This is a genomic window from Caballeronia sp. LZ032, assembly GCF_031451315.1.
Lineage (GTDB): Bacteria > Pseudomonadota > Gammaproteobacteria > Burkholderiales > Burkholderiaceae > Caballeronia.
In genome coordinates, this window is the sequence record NZ_JARUXP010000001.1 from 3,200,874 (window position 1) to 3,221,289 (window position 20,416).

Here is a 20,416-nt window from a genome sequence, read left to right on the forward strand (position 1 = left end):
GAAGTGTCGCTTGAGCACACTGATCGTTTCATTACCGCCGCGCGATCCCGCGGTGCGCTCGGAAGAGTGGCATCTGCCGGATCTGCCTTTTCTGCTGCTCGACAAGCGCGGCGAGCCGCAACGCATCGGCCGCGCGGCGCTCGGGCTTCTGCCGCGCGCGAGCGCGACGGTGCTGATCGTCGCCGCGCGCGACACGCTGTTGCTCGCCGCCACCGTGCCGCCGCTCAAGGGTCCGCGCTTGCGGCAGGCGCTGCCGAACGTGGTCGAAGACCAGCTCATCCAGGATCCGCAGACGTGCCATATCGCCGTCGATCCCGTTGCGCTGGCGGACGGACGGCGCGTCGTGGCCGTGATCGACCGCGGCTGGTTCCGCTTTGTCGTCGGCGCCTTCGCGGGTGCGGGGCATCGCAACCTGAAGGCGGTGCCCGCGATGCGCTGCCTGCCGGTACCGACGGCTGCGGCTGCGCCTGTCGAGCCTGATGCCGCGCTCGATGCCGACGCAGATGAGGGCGCGCTGCCCTCGACGCCGTTCATCGCCGGCCTGCTGGGCCCGGTGATCTCGACGGCGCCCGCGCTCATCGGCGAGATGGCCGCGCCCACGCCGGCGTCGCTCGGCGCGCCGCGCATCGAGATCGCGATCGCGCGCGGCGAACGCGCGGCGCTCGGCGAAGGCCTCGCGCTGTCCGCCGAATCCATCGTGCCGACGCTGACGGCGCTCGCCGGCGACCATCCGGCGACGCTCTATTCGCTGGTCGACCTGCCCGGCGACGAGCCGCGTCTTGCGAGCGTACGTCCCGTCGCGGGCCATGTGGACATTCCGGGCGCGCAGCCGATTGCCTTCGAAACGCTCGCGCGCAATGCGCTCGCGAGCCGCTTCGACCTGTGTCAGTTCGAGTTCGCCGCGCAGCCGTGGAAACTCGATCGCGCGACCGTGCGGCGGCTGCGCGTGCCGATCGCGCTCGTGGCGCTGTCCGTGCTGGTGTCGATCATCGGCATCAACGTGCAGTGGCTGCAACTCGCCCGCCAGCGCGACGCGATCAACGCGCAGATGACCGAGTTGCTGCTCAACGCGTTCCCGACGACGACCGTCGTGCTCGATGCGCCCGATCAGATGACGCGCAACCTCGACCGCCTGCGCACGGCGTCGGGGGAACTGTCGCCGGCGGACTTCCTGTCGCTGGCCGACGGGCTCGCGCGTTCGCTCGGTCCCGTGCCGGTGAACGGCATCGCGGGGCTCGACTATCGCGACCGTCATCTGGAAGTGACCTTCAAGCCCGACACCAAGGTCGATCCCGATCTCACCAAGCGCCTCGCCGCGAATGGCCTGAGCGGTTCGATCGACAGCAACACCGGCAAATGGACCATCGGGAGCGGCCAATGAAAGCGGAACTCCTCCGTTCCCTGGCGGAATTCTGGGAAGCGCGCACGCCGCGCGAAAAAACCATGCTGATGTGGGGCGGCCTCGCGCTCGGCATCCTGCTCGTGTATCTGGTGCTGTGGGCGCCGGCGTTCGAAGGCCGCGCGCGGCTGCGCGACACGCTGCCCGGGATGCAGCGCCAGCTTGCGACGATGAACGCGCAGGCCAATGAAGCGCGCTCGCTCGCGCCGGCCGCGGAAGGCGTGACGCCGACCGGCGGCGCGCTGCGCGACGCGTTGCAGAAATCGCTCGCCGACAACGGCATGCAGCCGACGCAGGTGCAGGTGATCGGCGCGGCGGTGCAGATCCAGTTGAAGAACGCGTCGTTCCCGAACTGGACGATGTGGCTCGACGACGCGCGCAAGCAGTTCAAGGTGCAGGTGTCGGAGGCGCACATCACCGCGCTGAAGCCGGATGGCCAGGTGGACCTGACGGCGTCGCTGCAACCGGCCGGCGTGAAATGAGCTACTGGACCCGACGCATCCGGCTGGCGGTGCCGGCGTTGCTCGTGATGATCGTGTCGATCGGCGGGACGCTGCTCGTGATGATGCCGGCCGCGTGGATCGTGCCGCAGTTTTCGAAGGCCACTGATGGCCACGTGAACCTGGTCGATCCGTCCGGCTCGCTGTGGCGCGGTTCCGCCACCCTGATGCTTGCCGCCGGCAGCGATGGTTCGGGCGCGACGCTGCTGCCGGGGCGCATCGAGTGGAGCACGGCGTTCTGGCCGCTCTTCACCGGCCGCGTGCACATGACGATGCGCCAGACACAGGCGATGCCCGATGCCGTGATCGTCGACGCCAGTCCGCGCGGGGCGACGCTCAGCGCGAGCGAGATTGCCGTGCCGGCGACGCTGCTGTCGGGCCTGGGCGCGCCGTTCAACACGCTGAATTTCGACGGCAACGTGCGGCTCGCCTGGACCGAACTGCGTTTGTTGAACCGTAATGCCTACGGGCAGGTGGTGGTGACGCTCGACGACATGGCATCGAGCGTTTCACGCGTGAAGCCGCTCGGTTCATATCGCGTGGCGTTGCAGGCGCAGGGCGGGCAGGCGAGCATCGATCTGTCCACGAGCAAGGGCCCGCTGATCCTCAAGGGCAATGGCTCGATCTCGCAGGAATCGACGTCGTTCCAGGGCACCGCGACGTCCACGCCCGAACAGCGCGAGAATCTGGCCGGGCTGCTCAACCTGCTCGGCCGTCACACGGATCCGGATACCGTCGCGCTCGTGTTCGTGCGCTGAGGCTGAAGCTGGAGTTGTAGCGTTCAGCGCGCGATTGTGCGGCTTGCGTCCGCCGCGTTGGCCACCGGAGCCGATGCAGCCGCGGGCGCTTGCACGTCGCCGGTTTCGTGGTCCATCTGTGCGACGTCCCAGCCGCCGCCCAGCGCCTTTACGAGTCCCACCGACGACACCATCCGCTGCCCCGCGATGTTCGCGAGCTTCTGCTGTGCGGTGAAGGCCGTGGTCTGCGCGGTCAGCACGTTGATGTACGCGACCGTTCCCGCCTTGTACTGATTGTTGATGATCGCCAGTGCCTGTTGCGCGGATTCGACCGCCTGCTGCTGCACGACGATTTCCTTCTCCAGGATGCGCAGCGACGCAAGGTTGTCTTCGACATCCTGGAACGCCGTGAGCACGGTCTGGCGATAGGTCGCGACGTTCTGTTCGTAGGCGGCGCGCGCGGCGTCGGTGCGGGCGGAGCGCAGGCCGCCGTCGAACAGCGTGGCCGCGATATCCGGCCCGAGCGTCCAGAAGCGCGACGGCGCGCGCAGCAGCTGCGACAACACCGAACTCTCGAAACCGCCTTGCGCCGACAGTGTCAGGGTCGGGAAATACGCGGCCATTTCCACGCCGATCTGCTCGTTCGCCGCGGCGGCCTTGCGTTCCGCGGACGCGATGTCCGGACGCCGTTCGAGAATGGCCGACGGCATCTGCACCGGGACGGTCGGCGGGGTGGCGTCGAGCGGAATGGGCGGGATGGAGAAGGTCGAGGCCGGCTCGCCGACCAGCACGGCGATCGCGTGCTCGTATTGGGCGCGCGCGACGCCGTTGTCGATCGCCGACGCCTGTGCCGATTGCAACTGCGTCTGCGCCTGGATCACGTCCGAGCGCGCGACAATGCCTTGTCCGTACTGGTTCTGCGTGAGCTTGAGCGACTGCTCGTAGGCGGCGACGGTGTCGTCGAGCAGCCTTTGCTGGGCGTCGAGCGAGCGCAGCTGGAAGTAGGTCTGCGCGAGCGTGGCCTGCGCGGAGAGCCGGGCGTTGGCGAGATCGGCGGCGGCGCCCTGTTGTCCCGCTTTCTGCGATGCCACCGTGCGCGACACGCTGCCCCACAGGTCCGGCTCCCACGAAGCATCGAGCGAAGCGCTGAACTGGTTGTTCACGGAGCCTTGCTGGCCGAAGCTGGAACTGCTGGTCGAGCGGTTGCCGGCGCCGGTACCCGACCGCGAGCCCGATGCGGACGCGCCGATGGTCGGGAAATAGGCCGCGCGTGCTTCGCCGACGAGCGCGCGCGCCTGCCGATAGGCGGCGGCATATTGCGCGACGGTCTGGTTCGATTGATTCAGCTGGGCTTCGAGCGCGTCGAGGCGCGGGTCGGTGTAGACGGTCCACCAGGTGCCGCGATCCGACTGATCCGCCGGTTGCGCGACCTTCCACCCTTCGGGTGCTTCCTTGTAGCTTGCCGGGAGCGTCACGGACGGACGCTGATAGTCGGGCCCGACCGCGCACCCGGCGATCAGCATCGCGAGCGTGGCGGCGAGCGCCGTGGCAGTGAGCCGGCGCGGGCTGAGGGAAGCGGAGAGGGCGGTACGGTGCGGCATCTGCGGGTCGGAAGTCCTGTCGGCGCCGCGCCGTTCAAAACGACGGACGCGGCAAGCCGGGATGATAGTGGAGCACTCGTGGAACGCCAACGCCGTGCGCTCGGCGCGCGATCAAGGCGCTTTCTGCGCCTGAACAGACCTGGCGGGCGTGTCGGGCAGACGTTAGCGTACCGGGTTCGCCGTAAGCCGGGTGTTACGCGACTGAGGAAATCGGTTACGACGCGTTACCGGCTGGCGTGACGGCCTGGATTCAGGCGCCGGTGGCGCCGCCGTTTCCAGGGCAGGGCGCGCAGGGCGGCTGGAGCAGCGGCCGGGCGGCCACGGGTGACGCTGCAGGAGTTTTCGCAGGCGCGGCTTCCTTGCGCCGATGCCGGTTCTCGTACCAGCCCATGCCCAGCACAATGAACGATCCGCCCGGCAGCAGAAAAACGATCAGATACAGCGCAAATTTCCACGTATTCAGCTTCGGCGGGACGAAGTGACGGGAAGCGTGGGCGATCGTGCTGCTGAGAGTGCCGAAACGTCGGCGGGCGGTGCGTACGAAGCGGGTCATGGGAGGGATCCTGGGGGCGTCGGCGGGCGACGCTGCGGGCGATCAGAACATGGTCTCGGGTGGCGCGGGAAGCGCGTAACTCGTTGCATGAAATAATATTGACTGTGCAAGTATTTTTCAAGATACTTCCGACGGCTTTTTTGTGAGTGTGGCCCCTTTGAAACGCGGTGCAGCATCGCGGGCTTCGCACTCTTAGCAAGACATGAGCCGCGTGCTCGAGGCTTCCATGAACAGCGACCCGCTCTACGATCCATCGACCATCCGGCTCGAAACGAGCCTCGGCTATCTGCTCGCCAAAGCGCGTAACGTGCTCGTCGCGCGGACCGATCAGGCGCTCAAGCCGCTCGATCTCACCGCGCAGCAGATCGGCGTGATGCTGGCTTTGGCTTCGGGCCGCGCGCGTACGCCGCTGGAGCTGTCGCGCGAGATGTCGTATGACAGCGGATCGATGACACGCATGATCGACCGGCTCGAGAAGAAGGGCTTCGTCAGCCGGTCGAGAAGCGAGGCGGACCGCCGCATCGTCGAACTTGCGCTGACCGAGCGCGGGCGCACCGCGGCGGGGCAGCTTCCGGCGATCGGCGCCGCCGTGCTCAATGAGCAACTCGACGGCTTCAGCCGTGCAGAACTGGATCAGTTGACCGGACTGCTGGCGCGCTTCATCGGCAATGCGGCAGCGGGCGACTGTCCCTCCTGTCCACTCGGCGACGAATAGCAGCGAGTCGAAATCAAGGCGTTTGAATGCCCGTATCGCTGTCTGGGCAGAGAATGTCGCGACAAGAGAAAGATTGCATGCGATGCGAGCCTTCACCCTCGCCCCGCTGCTGGAGCCAAAAGACGATGTCAACAACGACAACCTCCGCACTACCCGCGCCCATGCCGCTCAAGGGCGGCATCCTGGCCCTGCTGACGCTGGGCCTGGCGCTCGGCACCTTCATGGAGGTGCTCGACACGTCCATCGCGAATGTCGCGGTGCCCACCCTCTCCGGCAGTCTCGGCGTGGCGACGAGCGAAGGCACCTGGGTCATTTCCTCGTACTCCGTGGCGTCGGCGATCGCGGTGCCGCTGACCGGCTGGCTGGCCCGGCGCGTCGGCGAAGTGAAGCTGTTCACCATCTCCGTACTGCTGTTCTCCGTCGCCTCGGCGCTGTGCGGCCTCGCGCACAACTTCGAATCGCTGATCGCGTTCCGGTTGCTGCAAGGGCTCGTGTCCGGACCCATGGTGCCGCTCTCGCAAACCATCCTGATGCGCAGCTATCCGCCCGACAAGCGCGGCCTCGCGCTCGGACTCTGGGCCATGACGGTGATCGTCGCCCCCATCTTCGGCCCGATGATGGGCGGCTACATCACCGACAACTTCACCTGGCCGTGGATCTTCTACATCAACGTGCCGATCGGTGTGCTGTCGGCGGCGCTCGCGTGGTTCCTGCTGCGCGGTCATGAAACGAAAACGACGGCGCAACGCATCGACGGCGTCGGGCTCACGCTGCTCGTGATCGGCGTCGCGAGCCTGCAGATGATGCTGGACCTCGGCAAGGACCGCGACTGGTTCAGCTCGCATCTGATCACCACACTGGCGATCGTCTCGGCCATCTCGCTCGCGTTCATGTTCGCGTGGGAGCTGACCGAGAAGGAACCGGTGATCGACCTCTCGCTGTTCCGCGACCGCAATTTCGCGATGGGCGTGCTCATCACGTCGCTGGGCTTTCTGGCGTTCTTCGGTTCGGTCGTCGTGCTGCCGCTGTGGCTCCAGACCGTGCTTGGCTACACGCCGTGGCTCGCGGGTCTCGCCACCGCGCCGGTCGGCGTGCTTGCGCTCGTGCTGTCGCCGCTCATCGGGCAGAACATGCATCGCCTGAACCTGCGTGTGGTGGCGAGCTTCGCGTTCCTGACCTTCGCGTTCGTGTCGCACTGGAATTCGACCTTCACGCTCGACACGCCCTTTCATCAGATCATCATGCCGCGTCTGATCCAGGGCATCGGCGTCGCCTGCTTCTTCGTGCCGATGACGACCATCACGCTCTCCAGCGTCTCCGACGACCGGCTCGCGGGCGCGGCGGGATTGTCGAACTTCCTGCGGACGCTGTCGGGGGCCATCGGCACGGCGGTCAGCACGACCTTCTGGGAGAACGACATGATCCGCCATCACGCGCGGCTCACCGAGTCGGTCACGCCGTATGCGACCGGCACGACGGCCTATTCGGATCTGCTGTCGGGGCTCGGGCTGGGCGGCCAGGCGCTCACGGCGCAACTGGATCGCGTGGTGTCGGCGCAGGCGTACATGATGTCGACCAACGACTTCTTCCGCATTTCGTACTATGCGTTTCTCGTGCTGGCCGTGATGGTCTGGCTGACGCGGCCGAGAAAGGGCGCGTCAGCCTCGATGGGGCATTGAAGGGCGTTACTGCGGTGTGAGCGGAGTCGCGGATTGACCCGGCTGGCTCTCGAGATTGAGCGGCGGCGGCGTGTCGAGCGGACTGACCTGCACGCCGCCCGGCACGGGAGCCGGCACCGGTGCGGGCAGCGTTGCGCCCGACTGCACGGCTTGCGGCGTCGCGGACTTGCGCAGTCCCGGACCATTGCGGATGAACTGCTTGAAATCCGCGCCCGCCTGCCACGGATTCGGCTCGCAGCCGAGCGGGTTGTCGCAATGCGCAGCGAAACCGATGGTCGCGGTGCCCTCGTTGGTCGGCGTCTTGGTGACCTGGTAGGCAAGCGCGCGTTTGCCGCTCGACGGACCGGCCGTCATGATGATCGAGTCGGTGACCGTCTGAATGCGGTATTCCGAATGATTCGTGACCCAGACCTGCGCACGGGCCCACCAGGCGTCGCATTCCGGCTTGCTCATGCAGGTGAGCGGCTGGGTGGCCTGCTCCATCGTCGTGCTGCTGACCTGATCCTGCACCGCGCAGCCGCCCAGTAACGCGAGCGACGCAGCCCCCAGCGCGGCCGCGCCGAAGAACTTCTTGTTCATTGCTCCCCCGATCGTCGAAAAATGAGCCACATTTTGACCCGCCAGACCGGCCGATGTTGCGCTGCGTTGCGCACTGTTGCACACGCCGGTAAGCGTTGCCGTCGGCGCCTGACACCGGCGTGGCAATTCTGCCAGTGAACGGCGAGCGGCCGGTTCAGACGCTCTCGGTGTCCGGCTTGTAGGCCTGATAGGCGGCGACGAAGGCCCCGAACGATTCGCTGTCCCGGCTTTCGGCCTCGACCTGTTCCACCAGCGACTTCGCCGCGAGCTCTTCCATCCTGCGTTCCTCGTCCGCATTAAGCGGTCGTTCGCGAAACGCCGCTGCGTGGCGCGCGCTGAGTTCGAGCGCGAATGCGTCGAAGGATTGCTGCTTGTCGTGCATGATGCGCAGCACGCGCGCCGACGGCGTGAGCGACGCATCCGCCAGCCGCGGCCGCAACGCCGCGAGTGCACGCGTGTGATCGTCACGGCCCGCGAGGGCGTCGAGCGTCTTTGCCACGGGCTCGATGGCATCGAACAGTTGTTCGGCCCATTGCCGCATCGGCACGCTGGCGCCGCCGCGTTGCAAGGCCAGACCCGGCTTGCGCCCTTCCTTCGCCACCGCGCTGAAGTTGGCGTTGGCTTCGAGATTCGCGTCGGGCGGCAGCAGCGGACTCTCTTCCAGTGCGCAGTAGAGCAGATAGGCATCGAGGAAACGCGCGGTTTCGAGCGCGATGCCGGTCGGCTCGAACGGATCGATGTCCAGGCAGCGCACCTCGATGTACTGCACGCCCCGCTCGCACAACGCGTGCAGCGGACGCTCGCCGGAATGCGTGACGCGCTTGGGGCGGATCGTCGAGTAGAACTCGTTTTCGATCTGCAGCACGTTGGTGTTGATCTGCACCCATTCGCCGTCGCGCTGCGTGCCGATCTCCTCGTACGGCGCATACGGCTGGCTGACCGCGCGGGAGAGCACGCGCAGATAGGCGCCGAGGTTGTCGTAGCTCGGCAGCAGGTCGGCCTGTGCGGGGTTGTTGGTGTAGCCGAGATCGCTCATGCGCAGGCTGGTGGCGTGCGGCAGGAAGAACGTGTCGGCGTCGAAGGATTCGAGATGATGCGCGCGGCCTTCGACGAAACGCCGGTTCAACGCCGGCGATGCGCCGAACAGGTACATCAGCAGCCAGCTCGTGCGGCGGAAGTTGCGGATCAGCGCGAAATAGCGCTCGGACTGGAAGTCCTTCGCCGATAACGTGCTGTCCGGATCGAGCGCCTGCCAGGCACGCCAGACGTTTTCGTGCAGCGAATAGTTGTAGTGAATGCCGGCGATGCACTGCATCGTGCGGCCATAGCGCAACGCGAGGCCGCGCCGGTACACGTGCTTCAGCTTGCCGATGTTCGACGTGCCATACGTGCCGAGCGGAATCTCGTCTTCCGGCGGCAACGTGTTGGGCATCGAGTTGTTCCACAGCAGTTCGTCGCCCATGCGCGAATACACGAAGCGATGCAGCACATCGAGCCGTTCGAGCGTGATCGACACATCCGTTTCAGCGGGCGTGATCAGCTCGACGAGCGCTTCCGAGTAATCGGTTGTGAGCAGCGGATGCGTGAGCGCGGATCCGAATGCACGCGGATGCGGCGTCATGGCGAGTTCGCCCAACGGCGTCACGCGCAAGCTTTCTTTCTCGATGCCGCGCAAGCCTTGACGCAAGGCGTCGGCATGCGTGCCCGACGCGAGCGCGGCGAGCCTGCGCTGATAGGCGCCGGCTTGGGGATCAGCGGGATTCTGGTTTGCCATGAAGCAATCTGCGAGGAGCGCGAGCGATGAAGCCCGGGTCGTATTTTTAGGGTAGCGGGCACTTTAACATCTCGGTGTAAGGCGTGCTTGAGCGCAAGACCAGCAAGGGTTTGCGGGTTTTTCGGGGTATTCGCGCGAGGTTTCGCGGAGGATGTCGGAGCCGTCTGGAGCGGCTCGCGAGGAGAACGAAGCGCCGACGGGCGCTTCGGTTCCAATGATGACGAGCGCGTCAGGAACGGTCAGGCGATTTCGTCGGCGGCGTGCTGCGTGCGCTCGGTGTGGAGCAGCGTTTCCTTGCGCGACGCGCCCCAGCGATAGCCCGCAATCGCGCCGTCCTTGCCGATCACGCGATGACACGGAATCGCAAGCGCCACCGGATTCGAGGCGCACGCGTTCGCGACGGCCCGCACCGCGCGCGGCAAGCCGAGCGTTTCCGCGATGTCGCTGTAGCTGCGCGTCTGCCCGTACGGAATGTGGCGCAGCGCATCCCAGACGCGTCGCTGGAACGCGGTCGCGCCGATATCGAGCGGCAGGTCGAAGCGCTCGCGCGTGCCTTGCAGATAGGCGCGGATCTGCGCGACGAACGGTTCCATCCGCGCGGCGTCCTCGAGGCGCTCGGCCTGGGAGAAATCGGCGGCCAGCTGATCGACGAGCGTGGCGGCGTCGTCGCCGAACGCGATCTTGCACACGCCCTTGTCCGTGGCCGCAACGATCACGATGCCGAGCGGCGTGGCGGCGGTCGTGTAACGCACCGTGAGTCCCGCGCCCTGGCGCTTGTAGGCGGAGGGCGTCATGCCCAGTTCGGCGGGCACGGCGTCATACATGCGCGACGGCGAGCCGAATCCGGCATCGTGGGTGGCGCGCGTGACGTCGCGGCCGCGCTGCAACGCGTCGCGTAGCACCCCGGCGCGCTGCGCGGCCTGATACTGGCGCGGCGAAATGCCGACGATCCGCGAAAACAGCCGTTGCAGATGGAACGGGCTGACGTGTACTTCATCGCTCAGTTGGGCGAGCGTCATGCGCTCCTGCGGATGGGCGTCGAGCACTTTGCACGCACGTTCGACGATGGCCAGGTCGCGCGGCAGACGAGTCGGCTGGCAGCGCTTGCAGGCGCGATAGCCGGCGGTTTCGGCCGCGTCGGTCGTCGCGAAGAACTCGACGTTCTCCCGGCGCGGCGCCCGCGACGCACACGACGGCCGGCAGAACACGCCGGTCGTGCGCACGGCGAAGAAGAACACGCCGTCGGCGTGGGCGTCGCGCTGCACGACGGCTTGCCAGCGGCTGTCGTCAGAGGAAAAAACGGGGGCGGTTTCGGTTTTCATCACAAGCCTCGGTGGCGCAGTGGGTATGCGACCACTGTAGAGCCGTGCCGACGAGGTTACGCGCCGATTCTTGCGCTGTCATTGCATGGCCGGGCGCGGAATCTCAGGGGCAGATACCACATAGTGACGCCATAGGGGTTTTTACTAAAATTTCTATTGCGTCGCATCAAGGGGCTGTGTATTATTGGAACTGTCTCCTCCATGTCTCCTCCTGATATGGATTCAGCCCGCCAACCTAGGCGGGCTTTTTTTCGTCCGTACGTTTCGTTTGGCACCCTTTCGAGCACCCACGAAAAAGCCGGGCACGATGGCCCGGCTTGGCTGGATCAGCTTCCTGAAAGGCCGCTCAATCCCTCACAGCACGTAACGCGACAGGTCTTCGTCCTGCGCCACGTCGCCGAGTGCGCGATCCACATACGCCGCGTCGATTCGCACCGGCTGGCCCGCGTGATTGCCGGCCGCGAACGACACTTCTTCCAGCAGCTTCTCGATCACCGTATACAGCCGCCGCGCGCCGATATTCTCCGTTTTCTCATTGACCGAGAACGCGATCTCGGCGAGACGCCGGATGCCTTCCCCGGTGAAATCGAGTTCGACGCCTTCCGTCGCGAGCAGCGCCTTGTACTGCTTGACGAGACTGGCGTCGGTGGAATTCAGGATCGATTCGAAATCGCCCACCGACAGCGAATCCAGCTCGACGCGAATCGGGAAACGGCCCTGCAATTCGGGAATCAGGTCGCTCGGCTTGGCCAGATGGAACGCGCCGCTCGCGATGAACAGAATGTGATCCGTCTTGATCATCCCGTACTTGGTGTTGATGGTCGTGCCTTCGACGAGCGGCAGCAGGTCGCGCTGCACGCCCGCACGCGACACCTCGGCGCCGCCGGCCTCGCTGCGCGACGCGATCTTGTCGATCTCATCCAGGAACACGATGCCGTTCTGCTCGACGTTCTGCACGGCGCGGCTCTTGACCTCTTCGTCGTTGAGCATCTTGCCGGCTTCTTCGTCGGTCAGCAGCTTGAGCGCTTCCTTCACCTTCACCTTGCGCCGCGTCTTCTTGCCGCCGCCCATGTTCGCGAACATCGAACGGATCTGCTCGGTCATGTCCTCCATGCCCGGCGGCCCCATGATGTCCATGCCGGTCTGCGGCATCTCGATGTCGAGTTCGATCTCCTTGTCGTCCAGCGCGCCTTCGCGCAGACGCTTGCGGAAGGTCTGCCGCGTGGCGTTGTCGCCTTCGCCCGACGACGCGCCGGCCGACGCATCCGCCGTGCCGAAGCCCACCGGACGCGCGCCCGGCAGCAGGATGTCGAGAATGCGGTCTTCGGCGCGATCTTCGGCCTTGGTGCGCACCTTCTTCATTTCCGACTCACGCGTCTGCTTGACCGAGATTTCGATCAGGTCGCGCACGATGCTGTCCACGTCGCGGCCCACGTAGCCGACTTCGGTGAACTTGGTCGCTTCGATCTTGATGAACGGCGCGTCCGCGAGCTTGGCGAGACGCCGCGCGATTTCGGTCTTGCCGACGCCGGTCGGCCCGATCATCAGGATGTTCTTCGGCGTGATTTCCTGGCGCAGCGGCTCGGCCACCTGCTGACGGCGCCAGCGGTTGCGCAGCGCGACGGCGACAGCCTTCTTCGCGCGGCCCTGGCCGATGATGTGTTTGTCGAGTTCCGAGACGATTTCGGCGGGAGTCATGGTGGTCATCGTCATAGTCCTTTATTCGATCGTCTCGATGACGCGATTGTGATTGGTATAGATGCACATGTCGCCGGCGATGGTCAGCGCCTTCTCGACGATCTCGCGCGGCGAGAGGTCGGTGTTCTCCATCAGCGCCTGCGCGGCGGCCTGCGCGTAGGCGCCGCCCGAGCCGATTGCCGCGATGCCGTGTTCGGGATCGAGCACGTCGCCGTTGCCGGTGATGACGAGGGTGGCATTCGCGTCGGCGGTGATGAGCATGGCTTCGAGGCGGCGCAGCATGCGGTCGGTGCGCCAGTCCTTGGCGAGCTCGACGGCGGCGCGCGTCAGGTTGCCCTGATGTTTCTCGAGCTTCGCCTCGAAGCGGTCGAGCAGCGAGAACGCGTCGGCGGTGCCGCCGGCGAACCCGACGAGGACCTTGCCGCCATAGATGCGGCGCACCTTCTTCGCGCCCCCTTTCATGACGATGTTGCCGAGCGTCACCTGACCATCGCCGCCCAGCGCGACCTTGCCGTCGCGGCGCACGGAAACGATGGTCGTGCCGTGAAATTGTTCCATGTGCGTTCCTTAAGAAAACCGGATGAACGCGGGGCGGTTTCGAGTCTTAGAAGGCCGCCACGCAGTCGAGAATTCGATGGAGTGCACGGCGCGGGGTTCCGTCTATGAGTGGTCACGGACGAACGGCGCCGCGCACGCGCCCGGCCGCACGGATGCCGTACCGTGCGTTTGCGAGGCGCGTCGGATTGATTTTAGGGCGAGGGAGGAATAATCAAGACGTGCGGGGCGATGCATCCGCTTTTTACTGGCAGAAAGCAAAAAAGGCACACGTTCGACGTGTGCCTTTTTGGTGATGCGCGTGACCGTGGTCCGGCTTTTCGCGGCGGCGTGTTCCCCGCTGCGGGCGGTCCCGCAACGAGCGCCCGGTTGCGGCGGGATCAGTCGCCGAAGAGCTTCTGGCGCAGTTCGCGGCGTTCCTGGGCTTCGAGCGAGAGCGTGGCGGTCGGACGCGCGAGCAGACGCGGAATGCCGATCGGTTCGCCCGTTTCCTCGCACCAGCCGTAGTCGCCGGACTCGATGCGCGCGAGCGATTGCTGCACTTTCTTCAGGAGCTTGCGTTCGCGGTCACGCGTGCGCAGTTCCAGTGCATGCTCTTCCTCGATGGTCGCGCGATCCGCCGGGTCCGGCACGATCACCGTTTCCCGGAGATTTTCGGTTGTCTGGCCGGCATTCTTCAGAATGTCCGCTTGCAACTGTTCGAGCCGGTTCTTGAAGAAGGCGAGTTGCTCCGCATTCATGTAGTCCTTCTCGCTCATCTTCAGGATTTCGGCTTCGGTCAAGAGTTTCGTTGTCATCTGGTTGCTTCTTCAATGTGAGGCGCTGTCTTCGCAACGCCCGCAACTGCGTTACCCGCATGCAACGCACCGGTACGCGCGAGCATCAGGCGACACGCCCATGCGGGGCCGAACTCCTCTGGAAACCGATTCTGGATGATGCTCCGGACTGACTGGCGTGTGCTGCAAGGCCCGACATGACCGGCCCCGGTGCTTTGACTTGATTTGCCTTCCCCCGGCAAATCGAGGCATCGTCCCGACGGGACATCCTTTCTCCTGGTCCGCTGACCGAACATCCGAAGATGTGCGTGCAACGAAACTGCCCTTCTCCAGTGGGGCTGTATTGTAACTGAACCGCAATTTCCGACGACAACCGAGGAAAACCCTGTCGATTAGTGCCGGAATCCCAAAAATATAACGCCTGGTCGTTCAAAAAGCGATGCCGAAGCGTGCCCGCGACTACATAACCGTGCCGAAAGCCGATGTCGAAAAAAACGCCGCGCGCGAATGCCCGCGGCGGCGTCTGGTCTTTCAAGGCTGCTTGCGCCGCGCGGAACACGCGCAGGTCAAGCGAGATGCATGCCGGTTTATTTGACGAGGCAGGCGTCGAGACCGTCGGTGATCAGATCCTTCGGCAATTCAATGCCGATGAACACCATCTTGCTGTTCTTCTTCTCGATCGGCAGCCACTTGCTCGCGAGGTCGCTGCCCATCATCTGGTGCACGCCCTGGAAGACGACCTTGCGATCGACGCCCTTCATGTAGAGCACGCCCTTGTAACGCAGCAGGCGTTCGCCATAGATCTGCAGAATGCCGCCGAGGAAGTCTTCGAGGCGGTTCGGGTCGAACGGCTTGTCGCTGCGATACACGAACGACTTGATCTTGTCGTCGTGATGCGCGTGATGATGGTTGTGGTGGTGCCCGTGCTCGTGATCATGGCTGTGATCGTGACCGCAGGTCGCGTGGTCGTGATCATGGTCGTGCGCGTGGTCGTGATCATGCGCGTGCTCGTCTTCGGCGAGGAAGTCCGGGTCGATCTCGAGCTTCGCGTTCAGGTTGAAGCCGCGCAGGTCGAAGATTTCCTTGATGTCCGCTTCGCCGAAATTGACGACCTTGATCGCCGCGCGCGGGTTCATGTGCAGCAGGCGATGCTTGAGCGCGTCGAGCGCGGCGGCATCGACGAGGTCGGACTTCGTGATGAACAGGCGGTCCGCGAACCCGACCTGGCGCTGCACCACTTCCTGCTGGTCGAGCTGCTGGTTCGCGTGCTTGGCGTCCACCAGCGTGATGATGGCGTCGAGCAGGAATTCGTCGGCGACGGTGTTGTCCATGAAGAACGTCTGCGCCACTGGACCCGGGTTCGCGAGGCCGGTGGTTTCGATCACGACGCGGTCGAAATCCAGCGTGCCCGCCTTTTTGCGGTTGGCCAGGTCTTCCAGTGCGCGCGCCAGGTCGCCACGGATCGTGCAGCAGATGCAGCCGTTGCTCATCTGGATGATCTGCTCGTTCGTTTCCTGCACGAGAATTTCGTTGTCGATGTTCTCTTCGCCGAACTCGTTCTCGATCACGGCGATCTTCATGCCGTGCTGCTCGTTCAGGATGCGCTTGAGCAGCGTGGTTTTGCCGCTGCCCAGAAAGCCGGTCAGGATGGTTACGGGAATCATGGAGTCGCCTGTGTCCTTGTCTGTGTTCGGGAGATGCGCGGCGGCGCGTCGAACTGTTTATTGAAACATATTTGTCAAGCGGACGCCGCAGCGGTCCGCGCGGCCGTCAATCGCGCGTAGGTGGAGACGTTCACGCGATTTGCAACATCAGGCCCTTCAGGTATTCGCCTTCCGGAAACGCCGTCAGCAGCGGATGATCGACGCCGGCACCCAGCCGCTTCAGGATTCGGGCATCGACGCGGGCGTCCGCCGCCGCGCCCGCGACGATCTTCTGAAACAGGTCCGAATCGATCGCGCCCGAGCACGAATACGTGAACAGGAGGCCGCCCGGACGCAGCAACTTGAAGCCGCTCAGATTGATGTCCTTGTACGCGCGCGCGGCGCGATCCACGGTTTCCTTCGACGGCGCGAACTTCGGCGGATCAAGCACGATGAGGTCGAAGCGCCGGCCTTCGTCATGGAGGCGGCGCAGGGTCTTGAACGCATCGGCGTCCAGCCATTCGGCCTTGTCGGCGTCGAAGCCGTTCGCCTTGACGTTGTCCTTCGCGAGCGCGAGCGCATCGCCGGACGAATCCACCGAGGTCACGTGCGTCGCGCCGCCCTTGAGCGCCGCGAGCGAGAAGCCGCCCGTGTAGCAGAAGCAGTTCAGCACCTCGCGGCCCGCCGCGCTCTGGGCGACGAGCACGCGGTTGTCGCGCTGGTCGACATAGAAGCCGGTCTTGTGGCCGTGGCGCACGTCCACGTGATGACGCACGCCGCACTCATTGGTGATGAGCGTCTCGGGCGGCGCGGCGCCGGCGAGCACGCCGGTGATCTGTTCGAGTCCTTCCTTCTGGCGGATCGACACGTCCGAGCGTTCATAGACGTTCGGGCATCCGGTCGCGCCGGTCAGCGCCTGCACGAGCGCTTCCTTCCAGGCTTCGACGCCGGTCGCCATGAACTGGCAGACGAGCTGCGCGTGCGCGCCGTCATCGGCGATGTAGTAATCGACGATCAGGCCCGGCAGGCCGTCCGCCTCGCCGAACACGAGCCGGGTCGCGCCGGTGTCCTTCACCAGCGTGCGCCGATGCTCGACCGCACGCTGCACGCGGCGCTTGAAGAACGCGTGATCGACGGGTTCGCTCTCATCAAAGGTCCAGACGCGCGCGCGGATCTGCGACTGCGGACTGTACGAAGCGCGCGCGAGAAAGCGGCCGTCGGCGGCGCGCACGGTCACGGTGGCGCCCGGCGCCGGATCGCCGTCGATGCGCGCGATGGCGTTGGCGTAGATCCAGGGATGACGGCGGGCGAGCGATCTGTCCTTCGCCGGTTTGAGGGTAATGGTGTTCATGGGCATGCGGATGAGCCGCGTGTGGACGCGGCTGGATTAATCGTGCGCTCAGTCGCGTTTTTTGGCGCGCGGATGCGCCGAGTCATACACGCGGGCGAGATGCTGGAAGTCGAGCGAGGTGTAGACCTGCGTCGCGGTGATGCTCGCGTGGCCGAGCAGTTCCTGTACGGCGCGCAGATCGCCGCTCGATTGCAGCACGTGCGTGGCGAACGAATGGCGCAGCACGTGCGGATGCACGTTCGACGGAATGCCCGCCAGCAACGCCAGCCGCTTTACGCGCGTGCGCACGACGCCCGGCGCCATGCGGTTGCCGCGCACGGAGAGAAAGAGCGCGTGGGGATCGAGCTTGACGAATTCGCCACGCACGGCGATCCACGCGCGCAGTGCCTCGATCGCCTTGCGCCCGACCGGTACCGAGCGACGCCGGCTGCCCTTGCCGAGCACGGTCACTTCCTCGTGCTCGAGATCGAGCCAGGCCGCCGAGCGATAGCCGTCCTGTTCGACGAAGCGCACGTCGAGTCCCACCAGTTCCGCGAGCCGCAAGCCCGACGAGTAAAACAGTTCGAGGATCGCGTGATCGCGCAGCGCTTCGGTCGTGCCGGCTTGCGGCGCGTCCATGAGCGCCATGGCGTCGTCGACGGAAAGCGCCTTCGGCAAGGTCTTTTCGCCTTTCGGCGCGCGCACGGTCGAGACCGGATTGGCCGGCATCTCGACCCGTTCGGCGAGCCAGCGATAGAACGCGCGCCAGGCCGACAGCCGGTGCGCGATGGAGCGCGGCGACAGTCCGCCCGAATGCGCCCGCACGACGGCGCCGCGGATATCGGCGGCGGTGAGCGTTTGCAGAGGACGCTCCTTGGCCAGCGCGCGCAGTTCACCGAGCTCGTAGGCGTAGGCGCGCAACGTGTGCTCGGACAGCCGCCGCTCGTGTTCGAGCATCGCGAGATAGGTGGCGATGGCCTCGGCGGTGTCCATGGCTCAGTGCGGCAGCAGGCGGGACACGGCCGCGCTCGCGAGCGCGCCGATCTGCATCAGGAAGTCGGTGGCCATGCCGTCATGGAAGCGGCGCGGGTCGGGCGAACCCATGACCAGCAAGCCGATGCTCGGCGCATCCGGACCAGCCTGCGGGTCGCGCAGCGTGACCAGCGCGACCGACTCCACCTTGCGTTCGATGTCGGACGGACCGTCGCCGGGCGCGACTGTCGCCGAGGCCGAGTTCTCGACGCCGAGCCATTGCGCCGCCGCGAAATCCGTGTTCGCGCCGCAGTACGGCACGGTCAGACTGTTCGCGAAGATGCGCACTTCCTCGCCCACCTGCCGCGCGAAGTCCGCCTGGCGATACGCTTCGTCGATGTCCCACAGGCGCAGCGCCGCATGCGGCACGTCGAAGACTTCGCACAGGCCCGCGCTGATGGTCTTGGGCAACGCGTACGGATCGCGCTGCGAGATCACGCGCACAGTCCAGCGGTTGAACTTGGTCGAGATGCTGTCGTTCTCGTGGCCGTAGCGCAGCAGTTCGGCGAGGCGCCGTTCGAGCTGCTTGTTCTTGTCGCGGAGCATTTCCATCTGGCGCTCCTGCAGCGACACGGCGGCCTTGCCATGCGGATTCGAGAGCCGGATGCTGCCGAGCAGTTCCGCGTGCTCGGCGAAGAAATCGGGATTGTCGAGCAGGTAGTCGGCGACTTCGCGTGGATTCATGGTCGATAGGGTTGCGTTAGACGATGCGATCGAGCTCGATTTCGCCTTCGAAGACCGTCGTGGCCGGGCCCGCCATGAACAGCGCGGCGGAGGTGTCGCGCGCGCCGTCCCAGCTGATCGTGAGCGTGCCGCCGTGGGTCTCGACGCGCACCGGCGAGTCCAGCACGCCACGGCGAATGCCCGCCGCCACGGCGGCGCAGGCGCCCGTGCCGCACGCGAGGGTTTCGCCCGCGCCGCGTTCGAAGACGCGCAGCTTGACCGAATGCCGGTCGATGACCTGCATGAAGCCCGCGTTCACGCGCTTCGGAAAGCGCGCGTGGCGTTCGATCAGCGGTCCTTCAGTCAGTACCGGATATGCCTCGACGTCCGCGACGATCTGCACCGCGTGCGGATTGCCCATCGAGACGGCGGAGATCCAGCGCGTTTCACCGGCTACATCGAGCGGCCAGAGCGTGTCGTCGTGCTCGCGGCGGCCTTCGAGCCCGTGCGCGTCGAACGGCACCAGCGGCGGATCGAACACGGGCGTGCTCATGTCGACGACGACCTCGCCGTTGTCTTGCATCGTCAGCGTGATGACGCCGTTCTGCACCTGCACGCGCACGCTCGACGCATCCGTCAGCCGCCGCTCGCGCACGAACTTCACGAAGCAGCGGGCGCCGTTGCCGCAATGCTCGACTTCGCCGCCATCGCAATTGAAGATGCGGTACTTGAAATCCACGCCGCCGATGGTCGGCTTCTCCACGAGCAGCAGCTGGTCCGCGCCGATGCCGAAATGACGGTTGGCGAGCGCGCGCACCTGCGCGGCGCTCAGGTCGAGCACCTGCGTATAGCCGTCGAGCACGACGAAGTCGTTGCCCGCGCCCTGCATCTTGGTGAATTTGAGTTTCATGGCCGCTATTGTATGTGAGGCGTCGCGCGGCGTTTCCTGCCGCGCCCGCTTCAGTGCCGCTTCAGTAGAAGCCGGGCTCGCCCGGCGGCCGCGTCTTGAAGCGCTTGTGCACCCAATAATATTGCTCGGGCATGTCGGGAATGTGCTCTTCGAGGAACGCGTTCATGCGCCGGGCATCGGCTTCGTCGTCGCCGGTCGGATAGTTGTCCCACGGCGCGAAGATCTTGAGCCGGTAGCCCTTGTAGTCGGGCAGCACTTCGCCGATGAACGGCACTACCTGCGCGCGTCCCGTCTTGGCGAGCCGGCCGACCGCCGTCAGCGTACACGTGGGAATGCCGAAGAACGGCACGAACGCCGAGTTGCGCATGCCATAGTCCATGTCCGCGCCTAGCATCACGGGCTTGCGGTCGCGCAGCCAGCGCAGCACGATGCGCGCGCTGTCGGCGCGGCTGGCCATGTCGGCGCCGAAGCGGCCGCGCTGCTTCTTCGCCATCTCCTCGACCTGCGGGTTCGAGAACGGCTGGTAGAGCGAGCCGCATTGCCGGTGCAGCGAGTAGTTGAGGAAGATGGAGCCCGCCTCGATGCCGACGAAATGCAGTCCGAGAAACAGCGTGGGCGGCAGGTTGGGGTCGGTGAGGTCGACGGCGCTGTCGAGCTGGATCAGCTTTTCGAGCTTCCTGGCCGAGCCGAACCACTGCACGCTGCGCTCAACGTAGCTGCGGATCGCGTGGCGGAAATGCTTCTGCGCGATGTCCTCGCGCTTCTCGTCGGACCACTCCGGAAAGCACAGCTTGAGGTTGGTGTGGACGATGCGCTTGCGGCGGCTCGGGATCTGATAGAGCAGCCAGCCGAGACCGTCGCCGAAACGCGCGGTGATGCCGTATGGAATGATCGCGAGGAACTTGAGAAAGCCAATCGCAAGGGCTACCCCGATACGCCCTAGCATGATG

General features: G+C 65.5%; 19 protein-coding genes. 5 read left to right on the forward strand and 14 right to left on the reverse strand.

The genetic code is table 11. The annotated features are described in order from the left end of the window. Positions 1-10: 10 nt before the first annotated feature. The 3 genes from gspL to QCE69_RS15020 are packed head-to-tail and all read left to right on the forward strand — an operon-like array spanning position 11 to position 2,657. Positions 11-1,381, forward strand: a complete 1,371-nt coding sequence (gspL, locus tag QCE69_RS15010; protein ID WP_309931368.1) for a type II secretion system protein GspL — start codon at positions 11-13, stop codon at positions 1,379-1,381. Beyond that, positions 1,378-1,881, forward strand: a complete 504-nt coding sequence (locus QCE69_RS15015; protein ID WP_309919313.1) for a type II secretion system protein M — start codon at positions 1,378-1,380, stop codon at positions 1,879-1,881. Before gspL ends, QCE69_RS15015 begins: the two co-directional genes overlap by 4 nt. After that, positions 1,878-2,657 carry a type II secretion system protein N gene (locus QCE69_RS15020; protein WP_309811026.1) on the forward strand — a complete coding sequence of 260 codons (780 nt, stop codon included), beginning with the start codon at positions 1,878-1,880 and terminating at the stop codon, positions 2,655-2,657. The genes QCE69_RS15015 and QCE69_RS15020 overlap by 4 nt, the downstream gene beginning before the upstream one ends. A 23-nt stretch (positions 2,658-2,680) precedes the next feature. On the opposite strand, the gene QCE69_RS15025 is transcribed toward QCE69_RS15020, so the two are convergent. Together QCE69_RS15025 and QCE69_RS15030 are read right to left on the reverse strand one after the other, a co-directional pair. Further along, entirely contained in the window at positions 2,681-4,237 is a 1,557-nt protein-coding gene (locus QCE69_RS15025; protein ID WP_309931369.1) for an efflux transporter outer membrane subunit, read from the reverse strand. Positions 4,238-4,487: 250 nt separating this feature from the next. Next, positions 4,488-4,790 carry a hypothetical protein gene (locus QCE69_RS15030; RefSeq protein ID WP_309919318.1) on the reverse strand — a complete coding sequence of 101 codons (303 nt, stop codon included), beginning with the start codon at positions 4,788-4,790 and terminating at the stop codon, positions 4,488-4,490. A 226-nt stretch (positions 4,791-5,016) separates the two neighbouring features. Here QCE69_RS15030 and QCE69_RS15035 point away from each other — a divergent pair, with 226 nt between their 5' ends. Further along, positions 5,017-5,505, forward strand: coding sequence for a MarR family transcriptional regulator (locus QCE69_RS15035; protein ID WP_309931372.1), 489 nt, complete (start codon positions 5,017-5,019; stop codon positions 5,503-5,505). Positions 5,506-5,630: 125 nt separating this feature from the next. Further along, a complete protein-coding gene (locus QCE69_RS15040; protein WP_309919325.1) occupies positions 5,631-7,184 on the forward strand; it encodes a DHA2 family efflux MFS transporter permease subunit in 1,554 nt (517 codons plus the stop codon). Positions 7,185-7,190: 6 nt separating this feature from the next. On the opposite strand, the gene QCE69_RS15045 is transcribed toward QCE69_RS15040, so the two are convergent. The 12 genes from QCE69_RS15045 to QCE69_RS15100 form a co-directional block, all read right to left on the reverse strand. Then, entirely contained in the window at positions 7,191-7,763 is a 573-nt protein-coding gene (locus QCE69_RS15045) for a hypothetical protein (RefSeq protein WP_309811040.1), read from the reverse strand. Positions 7,764-7,917: 154 nt separating this feature from the next. Beyond that, on the reverse strand, positions 7,918-9,537 hold the full coding sequence (gene gshA, locus QCE69_RS15050; RefSeq protein WP_309931375.1) for a glutamate--cysteine ligase: 1,620 nt from the start codon (positions 9,535-9,537) through the stop codon (positions 7,918-7,920). A gap of 239 nt (positions 9,538-9,776) precedes the next feature. Further along, positions 9,777-10,859 (reverse strand): bifunctional DNA-binding transcriptional regulator/O6-methylguanine-DNA methyltransferase Ada, encoded by a 1,083-nt coding sequence (ada, locus tag QCE69_RS15055; RefSeq protein ID WP_309919331.1) that lies wholly within the window; start codon positions 10,857-10,859, stop codon positions 9,777-9,779. 354 nt (positions 10,860-11,213) lie between these two features. Continuing rightward, the gene (gene hslU / locus QCE69_RS15060; protein WP_309919334.1) at positions 11,214-12,566 is read right to left on the reverse strand and encodes an ATP-dependent protease ATPase subunit HslU; all 1,353 of its coding nucleotides are present in this window, start codon (positions 12,564-12,566) and stop codon (positions 11,214-11,216) included. 12 nt (positions 12,567-12,578) lie between these two features. After that, positions 12,579-13,115: an ATP-dependent protease subunit HslV gene (hslV, locus tag QCE69_RS15065; RefSeq protein WP_309811053.1), complete on the reverse strand. Its 537-nt coding sequence runs from the start codon at positions 13,113-13,115 to the stop codon at positions 12,579-12,581. A gap of 377 nt (positions 13,116-13,492) precedes the next feature. Next, complete coding sequence (gene dksA, locus QCE69_RS15070; RefSeq protein ID WP_309898454.1) at positions 13,493-13,909, reverse strand: RNA polymerase-binding protein DksA; 417 nt, start codon at positions 13,907-13,909, stop codon at positions 13,493-13,495. A 566-nt stretch (positions 13,910-14,475) separates the two neighbouring features. Next, the gene (locus QCE69_RS15075) at positions 14,476-15,552 is read right to left on the reverse strand and encodes a GTP-binding protein (protein WP_309931377.1); all 1,077 of its coding nucleotides are present in this window, start codon (positions 15,550-15,552) and stop codon (positions 14,476-14,478) included. Positions 15,553-15,682: 130 nt separating this feature from the next. Continuing rightward, the gene (locus QCE69_RS15080; protein WP_309919340.1) at positions 15,683-16,882 is read right to left on the reverse strand and encodes a class I SAM-dependent rRNA methyltransferase; all 1,200 of its coding nucleotides are present in this window, start codon (positions 16,880-16,882) and stop codon (positions 15,683-15,685) included. Positions 16,883-16,930: 48 nt separating this feature from the next. Then, the gene (xerC, locus tag QCE69_RS15085) at positions 16,931-17,854 is read right to left on the reverse strand and encodes a tyrosine recombinase XerC (RefSeq protein WP_309931379.1); all 924 of its coding nucleotides are present in this window, start codon (positions 17,852-17,854) and stop codon (positions 16,931-16,933) included. A gap of 3 nt (positions 17,855-17,857) precedes the next feature. Further along, positions 17,858-18,577, reverse strand: a complete 720-nt coding sequence (locus QCE69_RS15090; protein ID WP_309931381.1) for a DUF484 family protein — start codon at positions 18,575-18,577, stop codon at positions 17,858-17,860. A gap of 16 nt (positions 18,578-18,593) precedes the next feature. Continuing rightward, positions 18,594-19,466, reverse strand: coding sequence for a diaminopimelate epimerase (gene dapF / locus QCE69_RS15095; RefSeq protein ID WP_309919348.1), 873 nt, complete (start codon positions 19,464-19,466; stop codon positions 18,594-18,596). Positions 19,467-19,527: 61 nt separating this feature from the next. Beyond that, entirely contained in the window at positions 19,528-20,412 is an 885-nt protein-coding gene (locus tag QCE69_RS15100; protein WP_309931383.1) for a lipid A biosynthesis lauroyl acyltransferase, read from the reverse strand. Between the last annotated feature and the right edge of the window lie 4 nt (positions 20,413-20,416).